The sequence below is a fragment of the Leucobacter viscericola genome, from assembly GCF_011299575.1.
GTDB classification, from domain to species: domain Bacteria; phylum Actinomycetota; class Actinomycetes; order Actinomycetales; family Microbacteriaceae; genus Leucobacter; species Leucobacter viscericola.
On the sequence record NZ_CP049863.1, the window covers coordinates 1,723,081 to 1,741,547 of the forward strand.

An 18,467-nucleotide genomic window follows, 5' to 3' on the forward strand; every position below is an offset into this window, starting at 1 on the left:
TAGTACCGCCCGGAATTGCGGACGGCCTGGCTGCCAACGCGCGCGCAATGGCCCACCGATGGTAGCTTAAAACCAATCGTTGAGAAAAGAGGTGCACGACGATGGCAAAACCCGGCAGTGCAGTGCCCGGTGATACTGTGACACCCGCGAGTGACACCGCAGGCCGCAGTCAGTTACTCATCTCGGAGGCCCTTGCCTGGGAAGCGCAAGACTTCGACGAGGTCACTCGCCAGCAGACACGGGAGCTTGTCGCACGAGCGCAGGCGGGCGACCCCGAGGCGGACGCTGAGCTCGCTGCAGCCTTCGGCGGACGCCTCGCCTTTGGCACCGCTGGCCTGCGCGGCCCCATCGGCTCAGGGCCCGCCCGCATGAACCGGGTCGTTGTGTCACAAACCAGCGCCGGCTTTGCGGCTTACCTGCGTGACCGGACTGCCCGCGGCGAGGCCCGCAAGAACCCCTCCATCGTCATTGGTTACGACGGCCGAGTGAACTCCAAGATCTTCGCGCACGACGTCGCGGAGATCATGGCGGGGGCAGGGATCCGCACCACGCTTCTGCCGGAGGCCGGCCCAACCCCGCTCACCGCGTTCGCCGTGCGTTACCTCGGCGCATCCGCCGGTGTCATGATCACCGCGAGCCATAACCCTCCCCAAGACAACGGCTACAAGGTGTATCTCGGCGACGCCGACGGCGGTTCTCAGATTGTCCCTCCGGCTGACGGTGAGATCGCAGCGCACATTGACCGCGTCGCCGCGACACCCGTCGCCGACCTGCCACGATCCCGCATCTATACGGTCGAGGGACCCGGACTTCTCGAAGCCTACGTTTCTGAGACCGCCAGCGCGCTGCTCGCGGGTTTCCCGAAGCCCGAGGGTGCAGCCGACGCCCCCCTCGCTATTGCGTACACGGCCATGCACGGCGTCGGATCAGCCGTCGCGCAGCGCGTGTTTGCGGCGACTTCCTTGCCGTCGGTCACCTCGGTGCCCGAGCAGGATCAGCCGGATGGTGCGTTCCCCACGGTTTCCTTCCCGAACCCAGAGGAGCCCGGCGCCCTCGACCTGGCCTTCCGCACCGCACGAGAGATCAACGCCGACCTGGTGGTCGCCCACGATCCCGACGCGGATCGCCTCGCCATCGCACTTCCCCACTCAGAAACGACCGGCGGCTATCGACGCCTCACCGGCAACGAGCTCGGCCTGCTGCTCGGGTGGCGTGCGGCTGAGCGCGAGCGAGTGCGGGCATTAGCTGAGGATCGCGAACCCTCGGGCGCCCTCGCCTGCACGATCGTTTCCTCTCCCGCACTGCGCGCCGTTGCCAACGATTACGGCCTCGACTACGCGGAAACCCTCTCCGGCTTCAAGTGGGTCTCGCGCGTTCCCGGGCTACTCTTTGGCTTCGAAGAGGCACTCGGTTACCTCACGCACCCCGAGATCGTGCGCGATAAAGACGGCATCTCAGCCAGCGCCGACGCGATCGCGATGGCCCGCGAGTGCGCCGCGACCGGCCGCACCATCTGGGATCTGCTCGATGAAGCCAGCTTGCGCTTCGGTCACTTTGCGAGCGGACAGGTCACACTGCGGTTGGCGTCGATGACCGCTTCGACCGAGCTCTCGGAGCGGGTGAGACAGAATCCGCCGCAAGATTTCGCGGGCATTCCCGTGGAGAAGGCTCAGGATCTGCTGACCCCCGGTGCTGCAGAAGTGCCTGCGAACGTGCTGCGCTACGATCTCGAGGATGGATCGCGGGTCATGATTCGGCCGAGCGGCACCGAGCCAAAACTGAAGGTGTACATCGACACGTTCAGCGGTGAGGGAAGCCTCGCTGAGCGCCGTGAGGCTGCGGAGACCGCGCTCGTGCGCATCGAAACCGCGGTGCGCGAGTACCTGGCAGACGCTCAAAACAGCGAGACACTGTGACCGAGAGCTGGTCCGTCACTCACGCAGCCAAGTGGCTGCGCGCGCCCGGGCCAGCCGATGACAAGTATCGACGCGGGGTGCTCGGAGTGCGCACCGGCTCGGCCCAGTATCCGGGCGCCGCGGTGCTCGGTGTGACCGCGGCCTGGCGCTCCGGCGTCGGCATGGTCCGCTATGTGCCTCCGCTCGGCGACAGTGAGCCGTTGTTCGGGCTGCCGTCTCCTGCCGCGGCCGTTCTCGCGGCGCACCCCGAAACGGTGTTTGGTGATGGGGGTCTGCGATCCTGTGGCGCCTGGGTGATTGGCTCGGGCACCGACCCCGGTCTGCGCTCGGCGTCCGAGCGCACAAAACTGTTGGAACTGCTGAACGGCGAGGATCCCGTGGTCGTCGACGCGGGAGCGCTTGAGCTGGTTGGGGCACGCAAGGGCACAATCGCCGCTCCGGCCATCGTTACCCCGCACCGCGGGGAATTCACGAAGCTGTGGCGGGGTTGTGGTCTCGGCGTGCTGCCTCGACGGTGGAGCGAACGCAGCGTGTCTGGCGGACCCGACCGTGTCGGCACGAATCGCCTTGCAGAGGCGGCGCTCCGTCTGGCTGAGTGCCTCGGTGTGACGGTACTGCTCAAGGGCTCTGTGACCGTCGCGGCTACCCCGGGAGGCCGTCACATCACCGCGGGTCCGGCAACACCGTGGCTCGCGTCGGCGGGAACCGGCGACGTACTGGCCGGGATGCTCGGCGCGCTTGTTGCGACGCACGCTGCGGAGGTATGCGCCGATCCCGAACTGCTCGCCGACCTTGGTGCGACAGCCGCGATCCTGCACGACGCGGCGGCCCGCATTGCCGCGGGCGATCCCGAGGCCGACGGATCCGGGCACCCGATCACGGCCCTCGACGTTGCGAACGCGATCCCCGCTGCTTGGGCAGGAATTGCAGTAGCGGGCTGAAGGACCGGCTGGGTCTTTCGCCCCACGAGTGCACGCGTTAGAGACGAGTGCACTGGCTAATGACGCGCGATTAAAGGGGTCGCTCGTCGGAAACCTGGCCGCTCATCAAACCCCGGAAGCCTAGGCGACCCGCCCAGCAATCAGTGGGCGGTGCGGCGGCTGCTCAGCCCCCAACTCCACCGCCTCCGCGAGCAGCGACAGCCCCCGCTCCATGCGTGCCGGATTATCGCAGGCCGCAACGAACAGCGGATCACCAGCGCGAACCCGATCCCCCGGCTTCACCAGAACCTCAACACCCGCCGCGTGATCGACCGCGTCCCCCGGTCGCGCACGGCCAGCACCCAGGCGCCAGGCGGCGACTCCGACGTCGCGGGCGTCAACGCGCTGCACGATCCCGTCGGCCGCGGCCCGCACGGTTTCCGTTTCACGTGCAACAGGCAGAGGGGCATCAGGGTCGCCGCCCTGCGCGCGGATCATGCGCTGCCAGGCGTCCATTGCGGCACCGTTCGCAAGCGCGGGCTCGGGATCCACATCCTCAAACCCCGCGAGCTCAAGCATTGTGCGCGCAAGCCCGAGCGTCAGCTCGACCACATCTCGGGGCCCACCACCCGCGAGCACCTCGACCGATTCACGCACCTCATTGGCGTTGCCTACGGCGCGACCGAGCGGAGTGTCCATGTCTGTCAGCAGCGCGACGGTGCGCATGCCTGAATCTTGACCGAGTCGCACCATGGTTTCGGCCAGCTCACGGGCGTCTTCCATCGACGCGAGAAACGCCCCCGAGCCAAACTTCACATCAAGCACAAGCCCATCAGCACCCTCGGCGATCTTCTTGCTCATGATCGACGAGGCAATCAGGGGGACGGAGGCGACCGTTCCGGTCACGTCGCGCAGGGCGTACATCGCGCGATCCGCGGGGGCCAGCCCCGATCCTGCCGCGCAAATCACACCGCCGACCTCACGCAACACCCGTTCCATCTCTTCGTTGCTGAGCAGGGCGCGCCATCCCGGAATCGATTCGAGTTTGTCGAGTGTGCCACCGGTGTGCCCGAGCCCACGCCCCGAAAGCTGAGGCACTGCCACCCCAAGAGATGCCATCAGCGGCACCAGGGGAAGGGTGATTTTGTCGCCAACACCACCCGTCGAGTGTTTGTCGATCGTGGGACGACCCATCCCCGCGAAGCTCATGCGTTCGCCGCTCGCAATCATTGCGGCAGTGAGCGCTTGGATCTCACCACGCTCCATGCCCTGAATAACCACGGCCATCAGCAGTGCGCTCATCTGTTCGGGGGCGACGGCTCCCCGCACATACGCATCGACGAGCCACTCGATTTCAGGCCGACTGAGCTGCCTGGCGAACCTCTTCTGGGTAATGAGGTCAACAACATCGTACGGTTCCACTGGCGCGCGCTCACTCATACGCCCACTCTAGATGAGCAGGCAAGGGACACCCCTCTCGTCAAGCCCCAAAATTCACCTATGAAGTACACAGCCAGATTGCTAACCTTTCATCATAAGAGGCGTACTGGACGCATCGGTTGCTCCGGCTTGCCGCGGGCACATGGGCGAGGGGGCACACGATGATCGGTCGAAGTCGAGAACTCCGCACGGCGATTGATCTGGTCATCAACGGGGAGAGCGTCAACGTTGTTGGTGTCCGCTTGAGTGGGCGCACCACTTTTCTCGCCGAGCTCAGCCGCAAGCTCGAAGAGCAAGGCTGGAACGTGGTTTCCGTGCAGGGCATTGTCTCCCTGAGTTCAAACCCGCTCACCGCCCTTCAACTCGCGAACATACAAGAGGACTCCGCCTCGGCGGCAACAACCACACTTGGAAAGTTCAGCGAGGGATTGCGCCATCTCGCGTCACGCCCGAAAACCGCTATCGTGATCGATGACTGGAACGACATCGATGAGGCCTCGTGGGGCATCATCGACCACACTCGACGCACCACCGGGTGCTCGGTTGTTATGACCCGCCTCACCGGCACCACCAGCAGCTTCACCCCGACCGGTCTCGCCGGTTCTTCGGCAGACGCTTCGTTTGTGGTGTCGCTCCCCCAACTTCGTTTCGACGAGCTTGAGCAGGTACTCATGGCGCGGCTCGGGGCACCACTGGATCTCGCCTCGACCGGGGCAATATTCCGCAAGACAAACGGGGTGATCGGGCTAGCCGTCGCGATTGCCGATGCGGCCGTGCGTGAGAGTCGCATGCGCAACATCGACGGGGTCTGGACCGCGGTGCAAGACCTGTGGAGTGATGGCATCGCCGGGCTCGTTGAGGGGTATCTTGAGCCGCTCGATGCCAACGATGTCGACGCGCTTGAGATGCTCTCCATGATTGGCACCGTCGACAGCAGCACTCTCGAAGAACTCATCGACTGGAGCACTGTCGAAACGCTTGAGGAGCGCTCCTACCTCAGCTTTTACGCGACACAGGGAAGTGAGCTGGCCACGGTGCAGCCGCCGCTTCTTGTCGACTATTTCCGGCACCTCCCCATGTCGGCGCGGCGCCGGCGCCTTCGCGCCCACGTTTCATCGCATCTCGGAGGCGAGGCGATCCCGAACACCTTTCAAAATCCGAGCCTGCTCGCGTCGAGCGAGCAACAGTCGCAGGCGGACGCGCACTTCGCGCGACTCTCAAACGAGCAACTCGGAGCACGTTGGCTCGTCACAAAAGCCGAGTGGGATAGCAACCCGAGCCAAGAGACAGCCCTGGCATATGTGCTTGCGCTTCTTGCGCTCAACGACCCGGGGTCTCAGGTGTCAGGGGTCTTCGATGCCGCACAAGAGGAAGACTCTGGAGAGCAGACCGCGGTTGCGTTCGCGATTACGCACGCCATGTGGATCGGGATCTACAAAGGAGACCTCGATGCGGGTCTTTCAGCTCTGAAGAAAACCGGGCGAAAGCACCCCAAGTACTCCAGGGTTACGAGCGCAACCGCCGTGCTCCTCGAAACGAGCATGCGTGACGTGCCCGCCGACTTCCACGAGCTTTTCGAGGGCACGGACGGCGTCTCGGAATGGGTTGTCGCCCGCGTAGTTGAGGCCCAGATGTTTGTATTGAACGCGGCGGGGCGCTTCGAAGATTCAATCAAGATCTTTGAGAGGCACCCCAACACAGAACAGGGAACCGCATACATCCCGTCAGCGCAGTACGGCCTTGCGCTGCTCGGCGACGGGCGGCACGCGGATTCGCTCACCTGGTCGCTGCGAGCGTACGACGAAGCGCGCGTTGCCCTCGACCTTGCTGCCGCCTGCCAACACGGATACGTAGCCGCGCTCGCGCTGGTTGGCCAGGGCGATTACGAACAGGCAAGCGGCATCCTCGCCACGATCCTCTCAGCCGGCGCGCACGCACCGTTCGTCCGAGTGAATCGCATCTCGATCCTCAACCTCGCGGGCGTGCTCGCAGTGCGCCGCGGCCGCCAAGAAATGGGAGAGGCGTACGCACGAGAGGCACTTGCGCTCGGGTCGGGCCCGGGCCCCTATCCGGGGCAGTCCCCGGCCTGGCTGCAGGGCCACCTGCTTGCGTTTGCGGGGCAAATCACCGAGGCCGTGCAGATTCTGCGCGCCGAATCCTTGGACCAGTGGCAACGCGGTTTCCGCGTTGCATCCCTCTTCGCCGAGACTGCTGCGCTTGACCTCGAGTATTCCCCTGAAGAGAGCGCTCGTGTACGAAAGCTCGCCACTGAAGTGGACGGCACATACTTTAGTGCGCACCTCGACTACCTCGATGCGACACACACGGAAGATCCCGAAGCGCTGCTCGACTCCGCCTCCGCCCTCGCCACAACGGGGCGACCTGGCCTCGCGCTGAACGCGGTTGAGACGGCCGTCAAGAAGCTTCAGCACCTCGGTCGCAACGAAGAGGCCCACGCCGCGCTTGAACACGGCGCCCACCTTGCCAGCACGTTCAGCGATTCGCAGTTCGACACGGCACACCTCAAGACAGCCGCCGTGAAGCTCACCGATCGTGAACGTGAGACCGTTGCGCTTGTTCTTGAGGGCATGACCAATCAGCAGATCGCCGCAAAACTCGTCGTTTCAGTCCGCACGGTTGAGAGCCATGTGCATCGGGTTATGCGCAAGGTTGGGGTGAAGAGTCGTCACGATCTGAAGGAACGCTTGGGGTCTTCCCTCGAGTTCGACTGATGACAGTTCACCACTGACTTCACCGGTTTTGCACGTACCTCTTGCACGTAGAGGGCACCTAGCCGCACGTAAATACCCCACCCCCTAGTACGTGGATTGGGGTAGAGAGCCATACCTATGTGGGTTCACGTTGTCATGCTTTTACTTGTCGCTCTGATCGATTCGATCCCAGTGTTTCACATCACTGGTCACTCAGGTCGAGCGAACGTATCGGGATAAGCCCGACAGTTATGACACTCACTTCGCAACACACATAGGGGAATCTTCATGAATAAGCTCACTAAGGGTGCAATCGCAACCGGCATCGGCACCGCTCTTCTGCTCGGCGGCGGCACCACACTCGCCCTCTGGAACGACGCAGTCAACGTCGGCTCCTCACAAGAGATCAGCTCGGGCGTCTTGACCCTCGACGCATCCGACGGAGTCTGGTCGTCCAGCCCCAACCTCTGGGTACCCGGCGACTCCTTCACCTACACAACGGGCGTATCCATCGTCGCCCAGGGCGATAATCTCGCCTCCGAGCTCAAGATCGATCCGAGCTCAGTGACCGGTGACGCCGCACTGCTCGCGGCACTCGACTACAGCATTACCGTCGATGAAGTCACCGGTGGCACGCTCACTCCCATCAGCGACGCGGTCTACAGCGTCAACCCGGACGACCCGAACAGCGGCACTCCCATTACGGCAACGGTCACCGTAAAGGTCGACTTCCCGGCTGACGTCGTCACCGGGCTCGTTGCTCAGGGGGCAGAAGCTCAGCTGAGCGAGCTGCAGCTCCTGCTCAACCAGGTCGCGGCCTAGCACTATCCGGGTGCCGGTTGCGCCTCAGGTCGAGGCGCAACCGGCACCGTCACACACCCATACGCCTCAGAAGGAGGAATGATGTCTCGACGGAAATCCGCAAAACACGGCAGGATCCAGCGCCGCATTCCTCGCACTGCAGCAATCTTGGCGGGCGTCAGCGCCCTCATCCTCGCGACAGTCGTTGCCATCATTGCAAGTTCAACAACCGGCACACTCGCGCTTTGGAACGACGGCGCAGATATTCCCGAGGCCTCGATCACGGTCGGCAGTGCCGAACTCTCAATCGCAGCTGGCAACCAGCCAGGGCCAAAAGGCCAGGCAGCCGTGCAGTTTCCGGCCTCGACCTTCTCCAGGATGCTCCCGGGTGACGTGCTCGGCACACCGGTGACCGTCACAAACCGCGGCACTGGGCCGGTCTCTTTGCAGGCCAGTCTCGACACCGCTTCCGCAGCCCAAACGGACGCGCGCTTCGCACTCCGCGAGGGGGGTTGCGTGGCGGGACCACTCACGGGCACGGTCTTGAGTGCGTCCCCCTCACCCCTCGGCGACGCGGACCTCGCGCCCGGGGCCAGTAGAACATATTGCCTTCAATCCGAGCTTTCAAGCTCAGTCGCCGCCACAAAACAGGGAACCTCTGTCGTTCCCAACTTCACGCTTTCATTCTCGGGAACCACGGGAGGAACACCATGACCCGTTCACCTCGCAATTTCACAAAGCGCCTCACCCAGGGTGCAATTGCGATCACACTCTCCATAGCCGGTGTGCTTGCAGGATCGGCCGCATACGCTGCCCTGGTTCCCGCCGTCACAGCGAGCGGCTCTGTCACGGCGGGCAATCTCTCCGTTGCGGTAACTACCCCGCCAAACGCAACGATGCGAAATTCTGACAGCTCTGTCGCGATGCCGTTCACGGTCACCAACACCTCCGCAACAAGTTCAACGCAGAAAGCCGCGACCTCGGTCAAATTCAGCAGCGACAATTCGGCGTTTGGTGTTGGCTGGGTCTGGCCCGTGGCCAACGCCGCGGCGTGCCCCACAAACGCGGCGATCGGCACCGGGCCGAGCGTTCTCCCCTGGCCTGCGGGAGGAACCGTCACAACCAGTCTCGCCCCGGGAGAAAGTCAGACCTACTGCGTCCGCTCAATGCAGACCGGTACCGTCGTTCACGCATCAGGATCAATGGCGATGAACATTACGACAGCAGCGACACTCTCCCTCGGCAACTTCCAGGCGAGCAATCAGTCGACCGCCCGAATCACCACCAAGGCGATCTATCCCAGTGTGATTCCCGCTGATAACTGGTACCGCGTCAAGCCGTTCGGACAAAGCCGCTGCCTCGACGTGACGGGTGGCATTAACGCCACCTCCGGTGCCCTTGTCGGAACCTACACCTGCCACACGCAAGAAACGACCGCTTACGGCAACCAGTGGTTCTCCTTCAAGCAGCTGAGTCAAAGCAATAAGACACTCGCCATTCGCCCGAACGGGCCGTCTGGAACGAGCATGCAGCCAAGGGGCACCTCGGTGGAGGTACGAACCACTGCTGAAACCTCGGCCCAGCAGTGGCTCCTGCAGCAAGTCAACGAGACCACGTATCAGATGGTGAACATGGAAACGGGTTTGTGCGTCACTGCTCCGACCGCTGTCGGCCAACTCACCCTTGCCGTGTGCGACGATCTCACGTCACAGCGGTTCACACTCACCAAGGTCAATGTCGCAATTCCAACAAGGGTCGATGTTGAGAAACCAGACACCGGCAGCAACGAGCCGGTTGAGAATACCCCCGAGGCTCCGCTTGTTGAGGACTCCGTAGAGGCAAACACGACCGAACAGGCTGGACCAGAGTCAACTGAGGCACGCATCGAATCCGAGCTTTCGACGTCTGACTACTGAGGCCCAGAAGCGACGGAGGTTTCGAACTACTGAGGTCGGTCACATTACTACCTAAGAAACAGGTAGTTTGCTACGGAAGTGGCGTCTACGTGGCTGTTCACGCCCCCACCCTGCTTGAGATGCTTTTCTTGTCGCGCTGATCGGTGAAGTCGCAAGTCTTCGGATTACACCGCACACGGATCAGTCGGACACTCGGGTTAAGCCCGGCACTACGACACTCATATCGCAACACAAACATAGGGGAATCTCAATGAACAAGCTCACCAAGGGTGCAATCGCAACCGCCATCGGCACCGCTCTTCTGCTCGGCGGCGGCACCACACTAGCTCTCTGGAACGACACGGTTAATGTCGGATCCTCACAGGAGATCAGCTCGGGTGTACTGACGCTCGACGCCACACCGGGATCATGGTCCGCAAGCCCCGAGCTGTGGGTACCGGGCGACTCCTTCACCTACACCACGCAGGTTTCGATCGTGGCGCAGGGTGACAACCTCGCTTCCGAGCTCAAGATTGACCCGAGCTCAGTGACCGGCGACGCGGCTCTGCTCGCAGCACTTGATTACAGCATCTCGGTCTCCGACGTCACCGGCGGCACACTCACCGCTATCGATGACGCTACCTACAGCGTCTCCCCGGCGAATGCCAACAGCGGCGATCCCATCAGCGCAAAGGTCACCGTGAAGGTCGACTTCCCCGCAGACGTGGTCACCGGACTCGTCGCACAGGGCGCGGAGGCTCACCTGAGCGACCTGCAGCTCCTGCTCAACCAGGTCGCAGCCTAGCTCCGACTCGGCACCGGTTGCGTCTCTCACTGAGGCGCAACCGGTGCCATCACACAATCACACGCTTTTAAAAGGGGGAATGATGACATCTCAGCAACACCAGAAGCCGACCAGCCGACGCCGCCATATTCCCCGCACCGCAAAAATCATGATCGGCGCGGGTGCGTTGCTTCTCGCGGCAGTCGCCGCTATCACGGCGAGCTCGACCTCGGGCACACTCGCCCTGTGGAACGACAGCGCCGACATTCCAGAGGCCTCCATCACCGTGGGCTCTTCCAAGGCTAATCTCTCTATTTCGACCGGTACACAAGCGGCGCCCGAGGGAACCACTGACGTTGCATTTCCTGTTACTACATGGACCAATATGCTTCCGGGAGACGTCATCGGCGCTCCCCTCACCATCAAGAACTTCGATTCAAGGCCCCACGACCTTGCCGCGGCTATCGACCTGCCACAATCGGCGTCTGGCGATCTGCGTTTCGCTCTCGCTCAGGGCACCTGTACGCCAGGCCCCATCACCGGAAACGTGCTCACGACGACTCCCGCAGCTCTCAGCGGTCAAGTTCTCGGTGCCAACGCCAGCAAAACGTACTGCCTCCAGGTTGAGCTCTCAAGCAATGTAGCTGCCGCAAAACAGGGCACACAAATTACCCCATCATTCGCCGTGACGATTTACGGAAAGTAGGAGAGGAAACGATGACCCGCACAACGTCCAGCCTCACCAGGCACCTCGTTAGGGGTGCCGCGATTGCCGCGCTCTCTCTCGCCAGCGTTCTCGCGGGCTCCACCGCGCACGCTGCAACTGATCCCGACGTAACGGTCGGAGGTGTAGTAAAAGCCGCTCAACTCTCGGCAAGCGTGACCGGTTTTAATAATGCGACGATGCGCTTGTCAGACGACGGCATCGCCATGCCGTTCACTGTCACCAACACCACGACAACCGCCTCAACGCAGAAGGCCAAGACCTCCACCCGTCTAACCTCTACCGGACAGGTATTTGGCACCTCATGGGTGTGGCCCGTGAGCAACGCCGCTGCCTGCCCTGTTAACGCAGAGATAGGCGGCGGCTCAACTCTCCTTATGTGGCCCGTCAACACCACGTTAACGAAGGATCTCGCACCGGGGGAAAGCCAAACCTACTGCTTCCGCACGATGCGAACGGGCAACCTTGGCAGTTCGACCGGCACCGTGTCCGCGAACATCAACGTTGCTGCGACACTCTCGCTCGGCAATTTCCAGACCACCGCTCAATCTTCTGCCACGCTGGCGACAAAAGCTATCTTCCCTAATGTCACTCCGGTCGACAATTGGTACAACCTCAAACCGCTGGGCCAGTCCTGGTGCTTCGATGTCACCGGCGGCGTGAATGCTACGGCAGGGTCTCTCATCGGAACGTACACCTGTCACCCGAGCACCGATGTCATGTACGGCAACCAGTGGTTCTCGTTTAAGCCGGTGACGAACGGGTTTGCTATTCGCCCCAAGGGTCCCGCCGGCACGAGTCTGCAGCCGAGTGGCTCCTCCCTCGTGGCGCAAACGACCAACGCTGCACTGAAAGAACAGGCCTGGACCATTCAACAGTCCTCACCCACGACCTACCAGATCGTCAACCTGGCCTCCGGCCTGTGCGTCAGTGCACCGCCCTCGTTCGGAAACCTCTCACTCGCCATCTGTGACGATCTCAATGTCCAGAAGTTCGTCTACAGCAAGGTCAACGTCGCAATTCCAACCATGGCCGAACTCACGGAACCGGCTGCGGGGACCGAAAAGCAGCCTGAGACAGCAACGGGAGCTCAGGATCCGGAAGGGTCAGATGAGTTTGAAGAGCTTGAAACGGCACGGGAGCCACAGGAATCACAGGGGCCGGAGACGCCGGTCCTAGACGAAGTTCCCGCGAGCGACCCTGCGCTCAATGTGATCATCACCGAGGGGCGTGACCCCGCTGAGGCAATAATGGAGGATCAAGATGCGTAGCGGAAAACGCACCATCCAGCGCGTCGCTCTCGGCGCCACCGCCGCGGCGGTGGCGCTGGGGGCAGTCCACTCGATTGAGGCCCCCGCGCACGCGGAGACCTCCCCCGAGGTCATCGAGCTCTCCTCAGACGGCGCCAGCTACTCCCGCTCAATGTCGGGGCTTTTCGGTCCGGTCGCCCTCACCCCGCTCTCCAGCGTGGACGAGAGTTTCTGGGTTCGAAATGCCGGCAAGGCTCCGGCCTACCTCACCATCATGGCGACAAACGCAACGGTCTCGGATCCCAACCTCGCCGCGGCGCTGACACTGTCAGCGGGCCTCGCCGACACTAACCCGGCCTTTCCGCTCCCAGCCAAGGGTAGCTGCGTGACCCTTGAGGCGGGGCAGCTTCTCGGCGCGGGCAAAGACGTGCGAGTTTCTTCGCAGCTCGCGCTCGGCAACCTCAATGGCACCCAAGGCCAGGGCGCAAAGCTCGACTTCAACCTGCGCGTCATGCTCTCCGACCTACCGCTGACCAGCGTCGGCGATACCAAGTGCGCGGAAATGCCCGGAGACGAAAACGAAACTGACGGCTCGACCAAACCGCCGACCACGGGTGTCTCTGGGGGCGGCTCAGGATCGCCGGGTGCGCTCGAAACAACCGGAACCGAGCTCGGAACTCTGCTGAGCTGGGGGGCTGTTCTTGCAGCACTCGGGTTCGCTATCGTTGCATTCAAACGGAGACGCCGCAGCGAGGAGCAGTAGTGCCTCAGACATCACCGTTGACAACTGAAAGAGGGGGGATCGTGACTGAATCAAGCGAGACACACGATCGGGGCGCCCCGCCCACAACGGGTAAGAAGATTCTGCGCGGAGTGCTGCGCGGCATCAGCGCGGTGGTGCTGTCCATCACCGTTGTGCTCGCGTTTGCCGCGGTCATCATTCCGACAGTAACCGGATCCCAAACCTACACCGTGCTCACGCACTCGATGGAACCCGCGTTTCCGCCGGGCACCTACCTGGTTGTGCGGCCGACACCGGAGGCCGACCTCAAGATTGGCGACGTGATCACGTACCAGCTCAAATCGGGTCGGCCTGAAGTTGTGACTCATCGCATCGTTGAGATCTCTGCGACAGGAGACGGCGAGCGACGCTTCACAACCAAGGGTGACAATAACGCGGCTGCGGATCCCGAGCAGGTTCGTCCGGTGCAAATTCGTGGTGCGCTCTGGTACGCAATTCCCTATCTGGGATGGGTGACCGGGCTTCGCGGCGAGGGTGCCTCTTCCATTTGGATCCCGGTTGTCGCCGGTATTGTCTTCTTGTACGCGCTGTACATGGTCGTTGCGTGGATCGTCGAGCGCCGCAAGAACAAACAATCGAGCTAAACGTCGAACACAACTCCAGCGTCTTCGGGCGGCAACCCGAACTCTGGGTTCTGACCGACCGCGATCCAGGCGGCCGTAAGCAGCAGCGTGCGGCAAATGAAGTTGAACCACAGCAGCAGACCGATGAACACGGCGAAGGTCGCGAGCACGGGGTTGCTTGACGCACCACCAAGGGCGGCAGCGCCAACAATCTTCAGCACCAGCAGTGCGGCACCACCGAGAAGGCACCCGCGCAAGAGGGGCCAAAACGGCACCCGCACCTCCGCGAGAAAACGATGCATCGCAATCAGCACGATCACGTCAACCGCATACATCGCACCGTAACGCAGCAGCGTTCCGAGTCCTCCAAAGAACCAGCCGTCAGGATCTGCGCCCAGCCACGACAAAAAGCCATTTACAACGTTTGAGCTCAGCACGGTAAGTGCGGCCGAAACGAGCAGGGCAACAAAAAACGCCAGGGCGAGTACGAGATCTCGCGCTTTCAGCAGCAGGGCGTTGCGGTACTGCTTGACCTCAAGCCCGAAGATGAGCCGGATCGAGCGTCGCGTTCCGGTGAACCAGTTCATGGCAACCCACACGAGTGTGAGACCCGCAACAAGACTCGTCCAGTCGAGCACACGATTCTTCAGCAACACGTCGAGCGAGATCGCGCCTGGTTCACCGTTCTGCGCAACAAGCCCTGGCACGAGCAGGTTGATCTGGGTGACGAGCGAGTCCAGCAGTTCTGGATTGCCACCGAGCACGATCCCAAGCACACCAAAGCCCACCCAGAGCGCGGCGAACACCGCAAAGAGCGCCTGGTAGCTCATACCGCCCGTCAGCACATTGCCACCAACGTCGGTGAAGTGCGAGAACGCCCGGTAGGGCCTCGTAAGCTGCGCCCGCTCCCAGAATCCCTTGCCGCGCTCTACGACTTCGGAAACGCGCGACGCCCCGGTCTCCTCACCTGACCGGTGCTTGGAAACTCGGGGCGTCGTCATGTGGCAATGCTAGCGGCCCACACGCAAGTTGCGTAGGTTACGCGGTCTTGCCACTCAAGATCGCAGCCTTGACCTCGGCAATAGCCTTTGTCACCTGAATGCCACGCGGGCACGCGTCGGTGCAGTTGAAGGTGGTGCGGCAGCGCCACACACCCTCGGTGTCGTTCAGAATGTCGAGACGCACCTGAGCGTTGTCGTCGCGCGAATCGAAGATGAAGCGGTGCGCGTTGACGATCGCGGCCGGGCCGAAGTACTGACCATCGGTCCAGAACACGGGGCACGACGAGGTGCACGCGGCGCACAGGATGCACTTGGTGGTGTCGTCGAAGCGCTCGCGAGCGGCGATGTCTTGGATGCGCTCCTTGCCGGGCTCGGCGGGAGTGTTTGCCACCAAGAACGGCTGCACCTCGCGGTAGGAGGCGAAGAACGGCTCCATGTCAACGATGAGGTCCTTCTCAAGGGGCAGACCCTTGATTGCCTCAACGTAGATCGGCTTCGTGATGTCAAGATCCTTAATCAGGGTCTTGCAGGCGAGCCGGTTGCGGCCGTTGATGCGCATGGCGTCGGATCCGCAGATGCCGTGCGCGCAGGAGCGACGGAACGCGAGTGTGCCGTCGACGTCCCACTTGATGCGGTGCAGGGCGTCAAGGATACGGTCCGTCGGGTACATCTCGACGTCGAAGTCTTCCCAGTACGCTTCGCGTTCCGATTCCGGGTTGTAGCGACGGATCAGGAGGGTGACTGTGAACGGCTTGGGCGCGTCCGAGTCAACAATGGTGGCAGCTTCAGCGGTAGCAGTGCTCATGGCCTAGTACTTCCTCTCCATCGGCGGGTAGTTCAGTTCGCCCTTGTCGTTCTTCGTGAACACAACCGGCTTCCAATCAAGCCGGATGTGGTCCTCGGGGTCCGCGGAGTGCGGGTCGCCCGAGAGGTAGGCCATCGTGTGCTGCATGTAGTTCTCATCATCACGATTGGGGAAGTCGTCGCGCATGTGGCCGCCACGGCTCTCCTTGCGGTTACGCGCCGCGTAGGCGAGCACCTCTGCAAGGTCGAGCAGGAAGCCGAGCTCGATCGCCTCAAGCAGGTCGGTGTTGAAGCGCTTGCCGCGATCCTGCACCCCAACGTTCTTGTAGCGCTCACGCAGGCCGTGGATCACACCGAGCACCTCGGTGAGGGACTCCTCGGTGCGGAACACCTGAGCGCCGCGATCCATCGCCTCCTGCAGCTCCTTGCGGATGTCTGCGACGCGCTCGGTGCCCGTGCCGGTACGGAAGTGCTCGACCAGCTCGCGAACTTCCTTCGCGGGATCAGACGGCAGCTTCACAAAGTCGGCCTGGTTCGCGTAGTCGGCCGCGCCGTTACCCGAGCGCTTGCCGAAGACGTTGATATCGAGCAGCGAGTTGGTGCCGAGGCGATTCGAGCCGTGCACCGAAACGCAGGCGCACTCGCCGGCGGCGTAGAGGCCGGGCACGATCGTGTCGTTGTCGGCCAGAACCTCACCCTGCACGTTGGTCGGGATCCCGCCCATCGCGTAGTGCGCGGTCGGGAAGACGGGCACGGGCTCGGTGACCGGATCGACACCGAGGTAGGTGCGCGCGAACTCCGTAATGTCGGGGAGCTTGGTCTCGAGCACCTCTGCACCGAGGTGGGTGCAGTCGAGGTAGACGTAGTCCTTGTGGGGGCCAGCGCCGCGGCCGTCAAGCACCTCCTGCACCATGCAGCGGGCGACGATGTCACGCGGAGCAAGATCCTTAATGGTGGGCGCGTAACGCTCCATGAAGCGCTCGCCACTCGCGTTACGCAAGATAGCGCCCTCACCGCGGGCACCCTCGGTCAGCAGGATGCCGAGGCCAGCGAGGCCCGTCGGGTGGAACTGGTAGAACTCCATGTCTTCGAGGGGCAGGCCCTTGCGCCAGATGATGCCAACGCCGTCACCGGTGAGGGTGTGTGCGTTCGACGTCGTCTTGAAGATCTTGCCGAAGCCGCCGGTCGCGAACACGATCGACTTCGCTTGGAACACGTGCAGCTCACCGGTCGAGAGCTCGTAAGCAACAACACCGGAGGGGCGCTTCTTGCCGTTCTCCTCGGTCATCACGAGGTCGAGCACGTAGTACTCGTTGAAGAAGTTGACGCCGAGCTTGACGCAGTTCTGGAACAGCGTCTGCAGAATCATGTGGCCGGTGCGGTCAGCGGCGTAGCAGGCGCGGCGAACCGGAGCCTTGCCGTGGTCACGCGTGTGACCACCGAAGCGGCGCTGGTCGATCTTGCCCTCTGCCGTGCGGTTGAAGGGCAGGCCCATGTTCTCGAGGTCGATGACCGCGTCGATGGCCTCCTTCGCGAGAATCTCAGCCGCGTCCTGGTCAACGAGGTAGTCGCCACCCTTGACGGTGTCGAAGGTGTGCCACTCCCAGTTGTCGTCCTCGACGTTTGCGAGCGCCGCGGCCATGCCACCCTGCGCCGCACCGGTGTGCGAGCGGGTCGGGTACAGCTTGGTAATAACGGCGGTCTTTGCCTTCGGGCCGGCCTCAATGGCGGCACGCATGCCAGCGCCGCCGGCGCCGACGATCACAACGTCGAACTGGTGGTAAGTGACGCCGTCCTTGACGGTCACTTCCTCGCCCTCGTGGGTGTTGGTGGTCACGTGAGTCCTATCTTCAAGTCAAATGGGGAGCGGGATCGCGAAGCGCTTCGGCCGCGGTCTAGCGCGTCGAGCAGAACGACGCGACGAGCGAGGGATCCGCTCCCGCGGGGCAGGGATCAAGCGTGTAGATCACGAAGGTGCCGAGCAGAATCAGCAGCGCCGCCGAAAGGAAAAGCGCCACCTTAAATGCCTTGGCAAGACCCGGTCGCGACACGTAGTCGTTCACGATCGTGCGCATGCCGTTTGCGCCGTGAATCAGAGCGAGCCACAGCAGGAGTGTGTCCCACACCATCCAGAACGGGTTTGAAAGCTTGCCGCCAACAAAGCCGAAGTCAATCGCGTGAACACCGTCACCGATCATGAGGTTCGAGAACAGGTGGCCGAACACCAGCACCACGAGCAGCACGCCCGAGACGCGCATGTACACCCAGCCCCACTTTTCCCAGTTGGTGCGCTTCTTAGCCGGCGTCTGTGAACGCGGGGATTCAATCGTCATAGTCATGTTTCTCTCGCCCCTCGCCTAGTGACCGAATACGTTCATCAGGTGACGCGGCAGGAAGCCAGCCATGGTGATAACCCATGCCACGATCACAATCCAGAACATCACTCGCTGGTACTGAGCACCCTTGCGCCAGTAGTCAACCAGGATGATCCTGATGCCGTTGAACGCGTGGAACACAATCGCAGCGACAAGAGCCGCCTCGCCAAGGCCCATGATCGGGGTCTTGTAGGTGCTCATCACGGCGTTGTACGCCTCGGGGCTCACGCGAATAAGCGCGGTATCGAGCACGTGTACGAGCAAGAAGAAGAAGATGGCGACGCCGGTAATCCGGTGCAACACCCACGACCACATTCCCTCGTTGCCACGATAGAGCGTGCCACCCGGGCGACTCTTCTTTTTCGCCGCCGGTGCGACCTCTGCCATTTGGCCTGACACGAGCTTCCTCCTTGGTCCTGCTTCGTCGAGTTGTTTATCGACAGCTGACAACGCGAAATCCAACCGGAGTGCGGGCATCGTT

17 protein-coding genes are annotated in these 18,467 nt (G+C 62.5%); 11 read left to right on the top strand and 6 right to left on the bottom strand.

The features are described 5' to 3' along the window. Positions 1-101: 101 nt before the first annotated feature. Together G7068_RS07735 and G7068_RS07740 are read left to right on the top strand one after the other, a co-directional pair. Positions 102-1,916 (top strand): phospho-sugar mutase, encoded by a 1,815-nt coding sequence (locus G7068_RS07735; protein WP_166290819.1) that lies wholly within the window; start codon positions 102-104, stop codon positions 1,914-1,916. Then, positions 1,913-2,857 carry an ADP-dependent NAD(P)H-hydrate dehydratase gene (locus G7068_RS07740; RefSeq protein ID WP_166290821.1) on the top strand — a complete coding sequence of 315 codons (945 nt, stop codon included), beginning with the start codon at positions 1,913-1,915 and terminating at the stop codon, positions 2,855-2,857. The genes G7068_RS07735 and G7068_RS07740 overlap by 4 nt, the downstream gene beginning before the upstream one ends. Positions 2,858-2,977: 120 nt before the next feature. Here the strand turns inward: G7068_RS07740 and G7068_RS07745 are convergent, their stop codons facing one another. Beyond that, positions 2,978-4,276, bottom strand: coding sequence for a thymidine phosphorylase (locus G7068_RS07745; protein ID WP_166290823.1), 1,299 nt, complete (start codon positions 4,274-4,276; stop codon positions 2,978-2,980). Between the two features lie 161 nt (positions 4,277-4,437). Between G7068_RS07745 and G7068_RS07750 the strand changes: the two genes are divergently transcribed. From G7068_RS07750 to G7068_RS07790, 9 genes are all read left to right on the top strand, one after another. Next, positions 4,438-7,008 (top strand): LuxR family transcriptional regulator, encoded by a 2,571-nt coding sequence (locus G7068_RS07750; RefSeq protein WP_166290825.1) that lies wholly within the window; start codon positions 4,438-4,440, stop codon positions 7,006-7,008. Between the two features lie 267 nt (positions 7,009-7,275). Then, entirely contained in the window at positions 7,276-7,809 is a 534-nt protein-coding gene (locus tag G7068_RS07755) for an alternate-type signal peptide domain-containing protein (RefSeq protein WP_166290827.1), read from the top strand. A gap of 81 nt (positions 7,810-7,890) precedes the next feature. Continuing rightward, a complete protein-coding gene (locus G7068_RS07760) occupies positions 7,891-8,502 on the top strand; it encodes a hypothetical protein (protein ID WP_166290829.1) in 612 nt (203 codons plus the stop codon). After that, the gene (locus G7068_RS07765) at positions 8,499-9,704 is read left to right on the top strand and encodes an RICIN domain-containing protein (RefSeq protein ID WP_166290831.1); all 1,206 of its coding nucleotides are present in this window, start codon (positions 8,499-8,501) and stop codon (positions 9,702-9,704) included. The genes G7068_RS07760 and G7068_RS07765 overlap by 4 nt, the downstream gene beginning before the upstream one ends. 250 nt (positions 9,705-9,954) lie before the next feature. Further along, the gene (locus G7068_RS07770; protein WP_166290833.1) at positions 9,955-10,488 is read left to right on the top strand and encodes an alternate-type signal peptide domain-containing protein; all 534 of its coding nucleotides are present in this window, start codon (positions 9,955-9,957) and stop codon (positions 10,486-10,488) included. 82 nt (positions 10,489-10,570) lie between these two features. Further along, positions 10,571-11,173, top strand: coding sequence for a SipW-dependent-type signal peptide-containing protein (locus tag G7068_RS07775; protein ID WP_166290835.1), 603 nt, complete (start codon positions 10,571-10,573; stop codon positions 11,171-11,173). A gap of 11 nt (positions 11,174-11,184) precedes the next feature. Beyond that, complete coding sequence (locus G7068_RS07780) at positions 11,185-12,462, top strand: RICIN domain-containing protein (RefSeq protein ID WP_166290837.1); 1,278 nt, start codon at positions 11,185-11,187, stop codon at positions 12,460-12,462. Next, on the top strand, positions 12,455-13,204 hold the full coding sequence (locus G7068_RS07785; protein WP_166290839.1) for a hypothetical protein: 750 nt from the start codon (positions 12,455-12,457) through the stop codon (positions 13,202-13,204). The genes G7068_RS07780 and G7068_RS07785 overlap by 8 nt, the downstream gene beginning before the upstream one ends. 41 nt (positions 13,205-13,245) lie before the next feature. After that, on the top strand, positions 13,246-13,827 hold the full coding sequence (locus G7068_RS07790) for a signal peptidase I (RefSeq protein WP_244304783.1): 582 nt from the start codon (positions 13,246-13,248) through the stop codon (positions 13,825-13,827). Here the strand turns inward: G7068_RS07790 and G7068_RS07795 are convergent. Genes G7068_RS07795 through sdhC form a run of 5 tightly spaced genes read right to left on the bottom strand, consistent with a single transcriptional unit; the run spans position 13,824 to position 18,373 of the window. Next, a complete protein-coding gene (locus G7068_RS07795; protein ID WP_166290841.1) occupies positions 13,824-14,807 on the bottom strand; it encodes a YihY/virulence factor BrkB family protein in 984 nt (327 codons plus the stop codon). The two genes, G7068_RS07790 and G7068_RS07795, sit on opposite strands and share 4 nt — an antisense overlap. Positions 14,808-14,844: 37 nt before the next feature. Further along, positions 14,845-15,612 carry a succinate dehydrogenase iron-sulfur subunit gene (locus tag G7068_RS07800; protein WP_166290843.1) on the bottom strand — a complete coding sequence of 256 codons (768 nt, stop codon included), beginning with the start codon at positions 15,610-15,612 and terminating at the stop codon, positions 14,845-14,847. Between the two features lie 3 nt (positions 15,613-15,615). Next, entirely contained in the window at positions 15,616-17,448 is a 1,833-nt protein-coding gene (sdhA, locus tag G7068_RS07805) for a succinate dehydrogenase flavoprotein subunit (protein WP_166290845.1), read from the bottom strand. Between the two features lie 58 nt (positions 17,449-17,506). Continuing rightward, the gene (locus G7068_RS07810) at positions 17,507-17,950 is read right to left on the bottom strand and encodes a succinate dehydrogenase hydrophobic membrane anchor subunit (protein WP_166290847.1); all 444 of its coding nucleotides are present in this window, start codon (positions 17,948-17,950) and stop codon (positions 17,507-17,509) included. A gap of 18 nt (positions 17,951-17,968) precedes the next feature. Continuing rightward, a complete protein-coding gene (sdhC, locus tag G7068_RS07815; protein ID WP_166293062.1) occupies positions 17,969-18,373 on the bottom strand; it encodes a succinate dehydrogenase, cytochrome b556 subunit in 405 nt (134 codons plus the stop codon). Positions 18,374-18,467 lie beyond the last annotated feature (94 nt).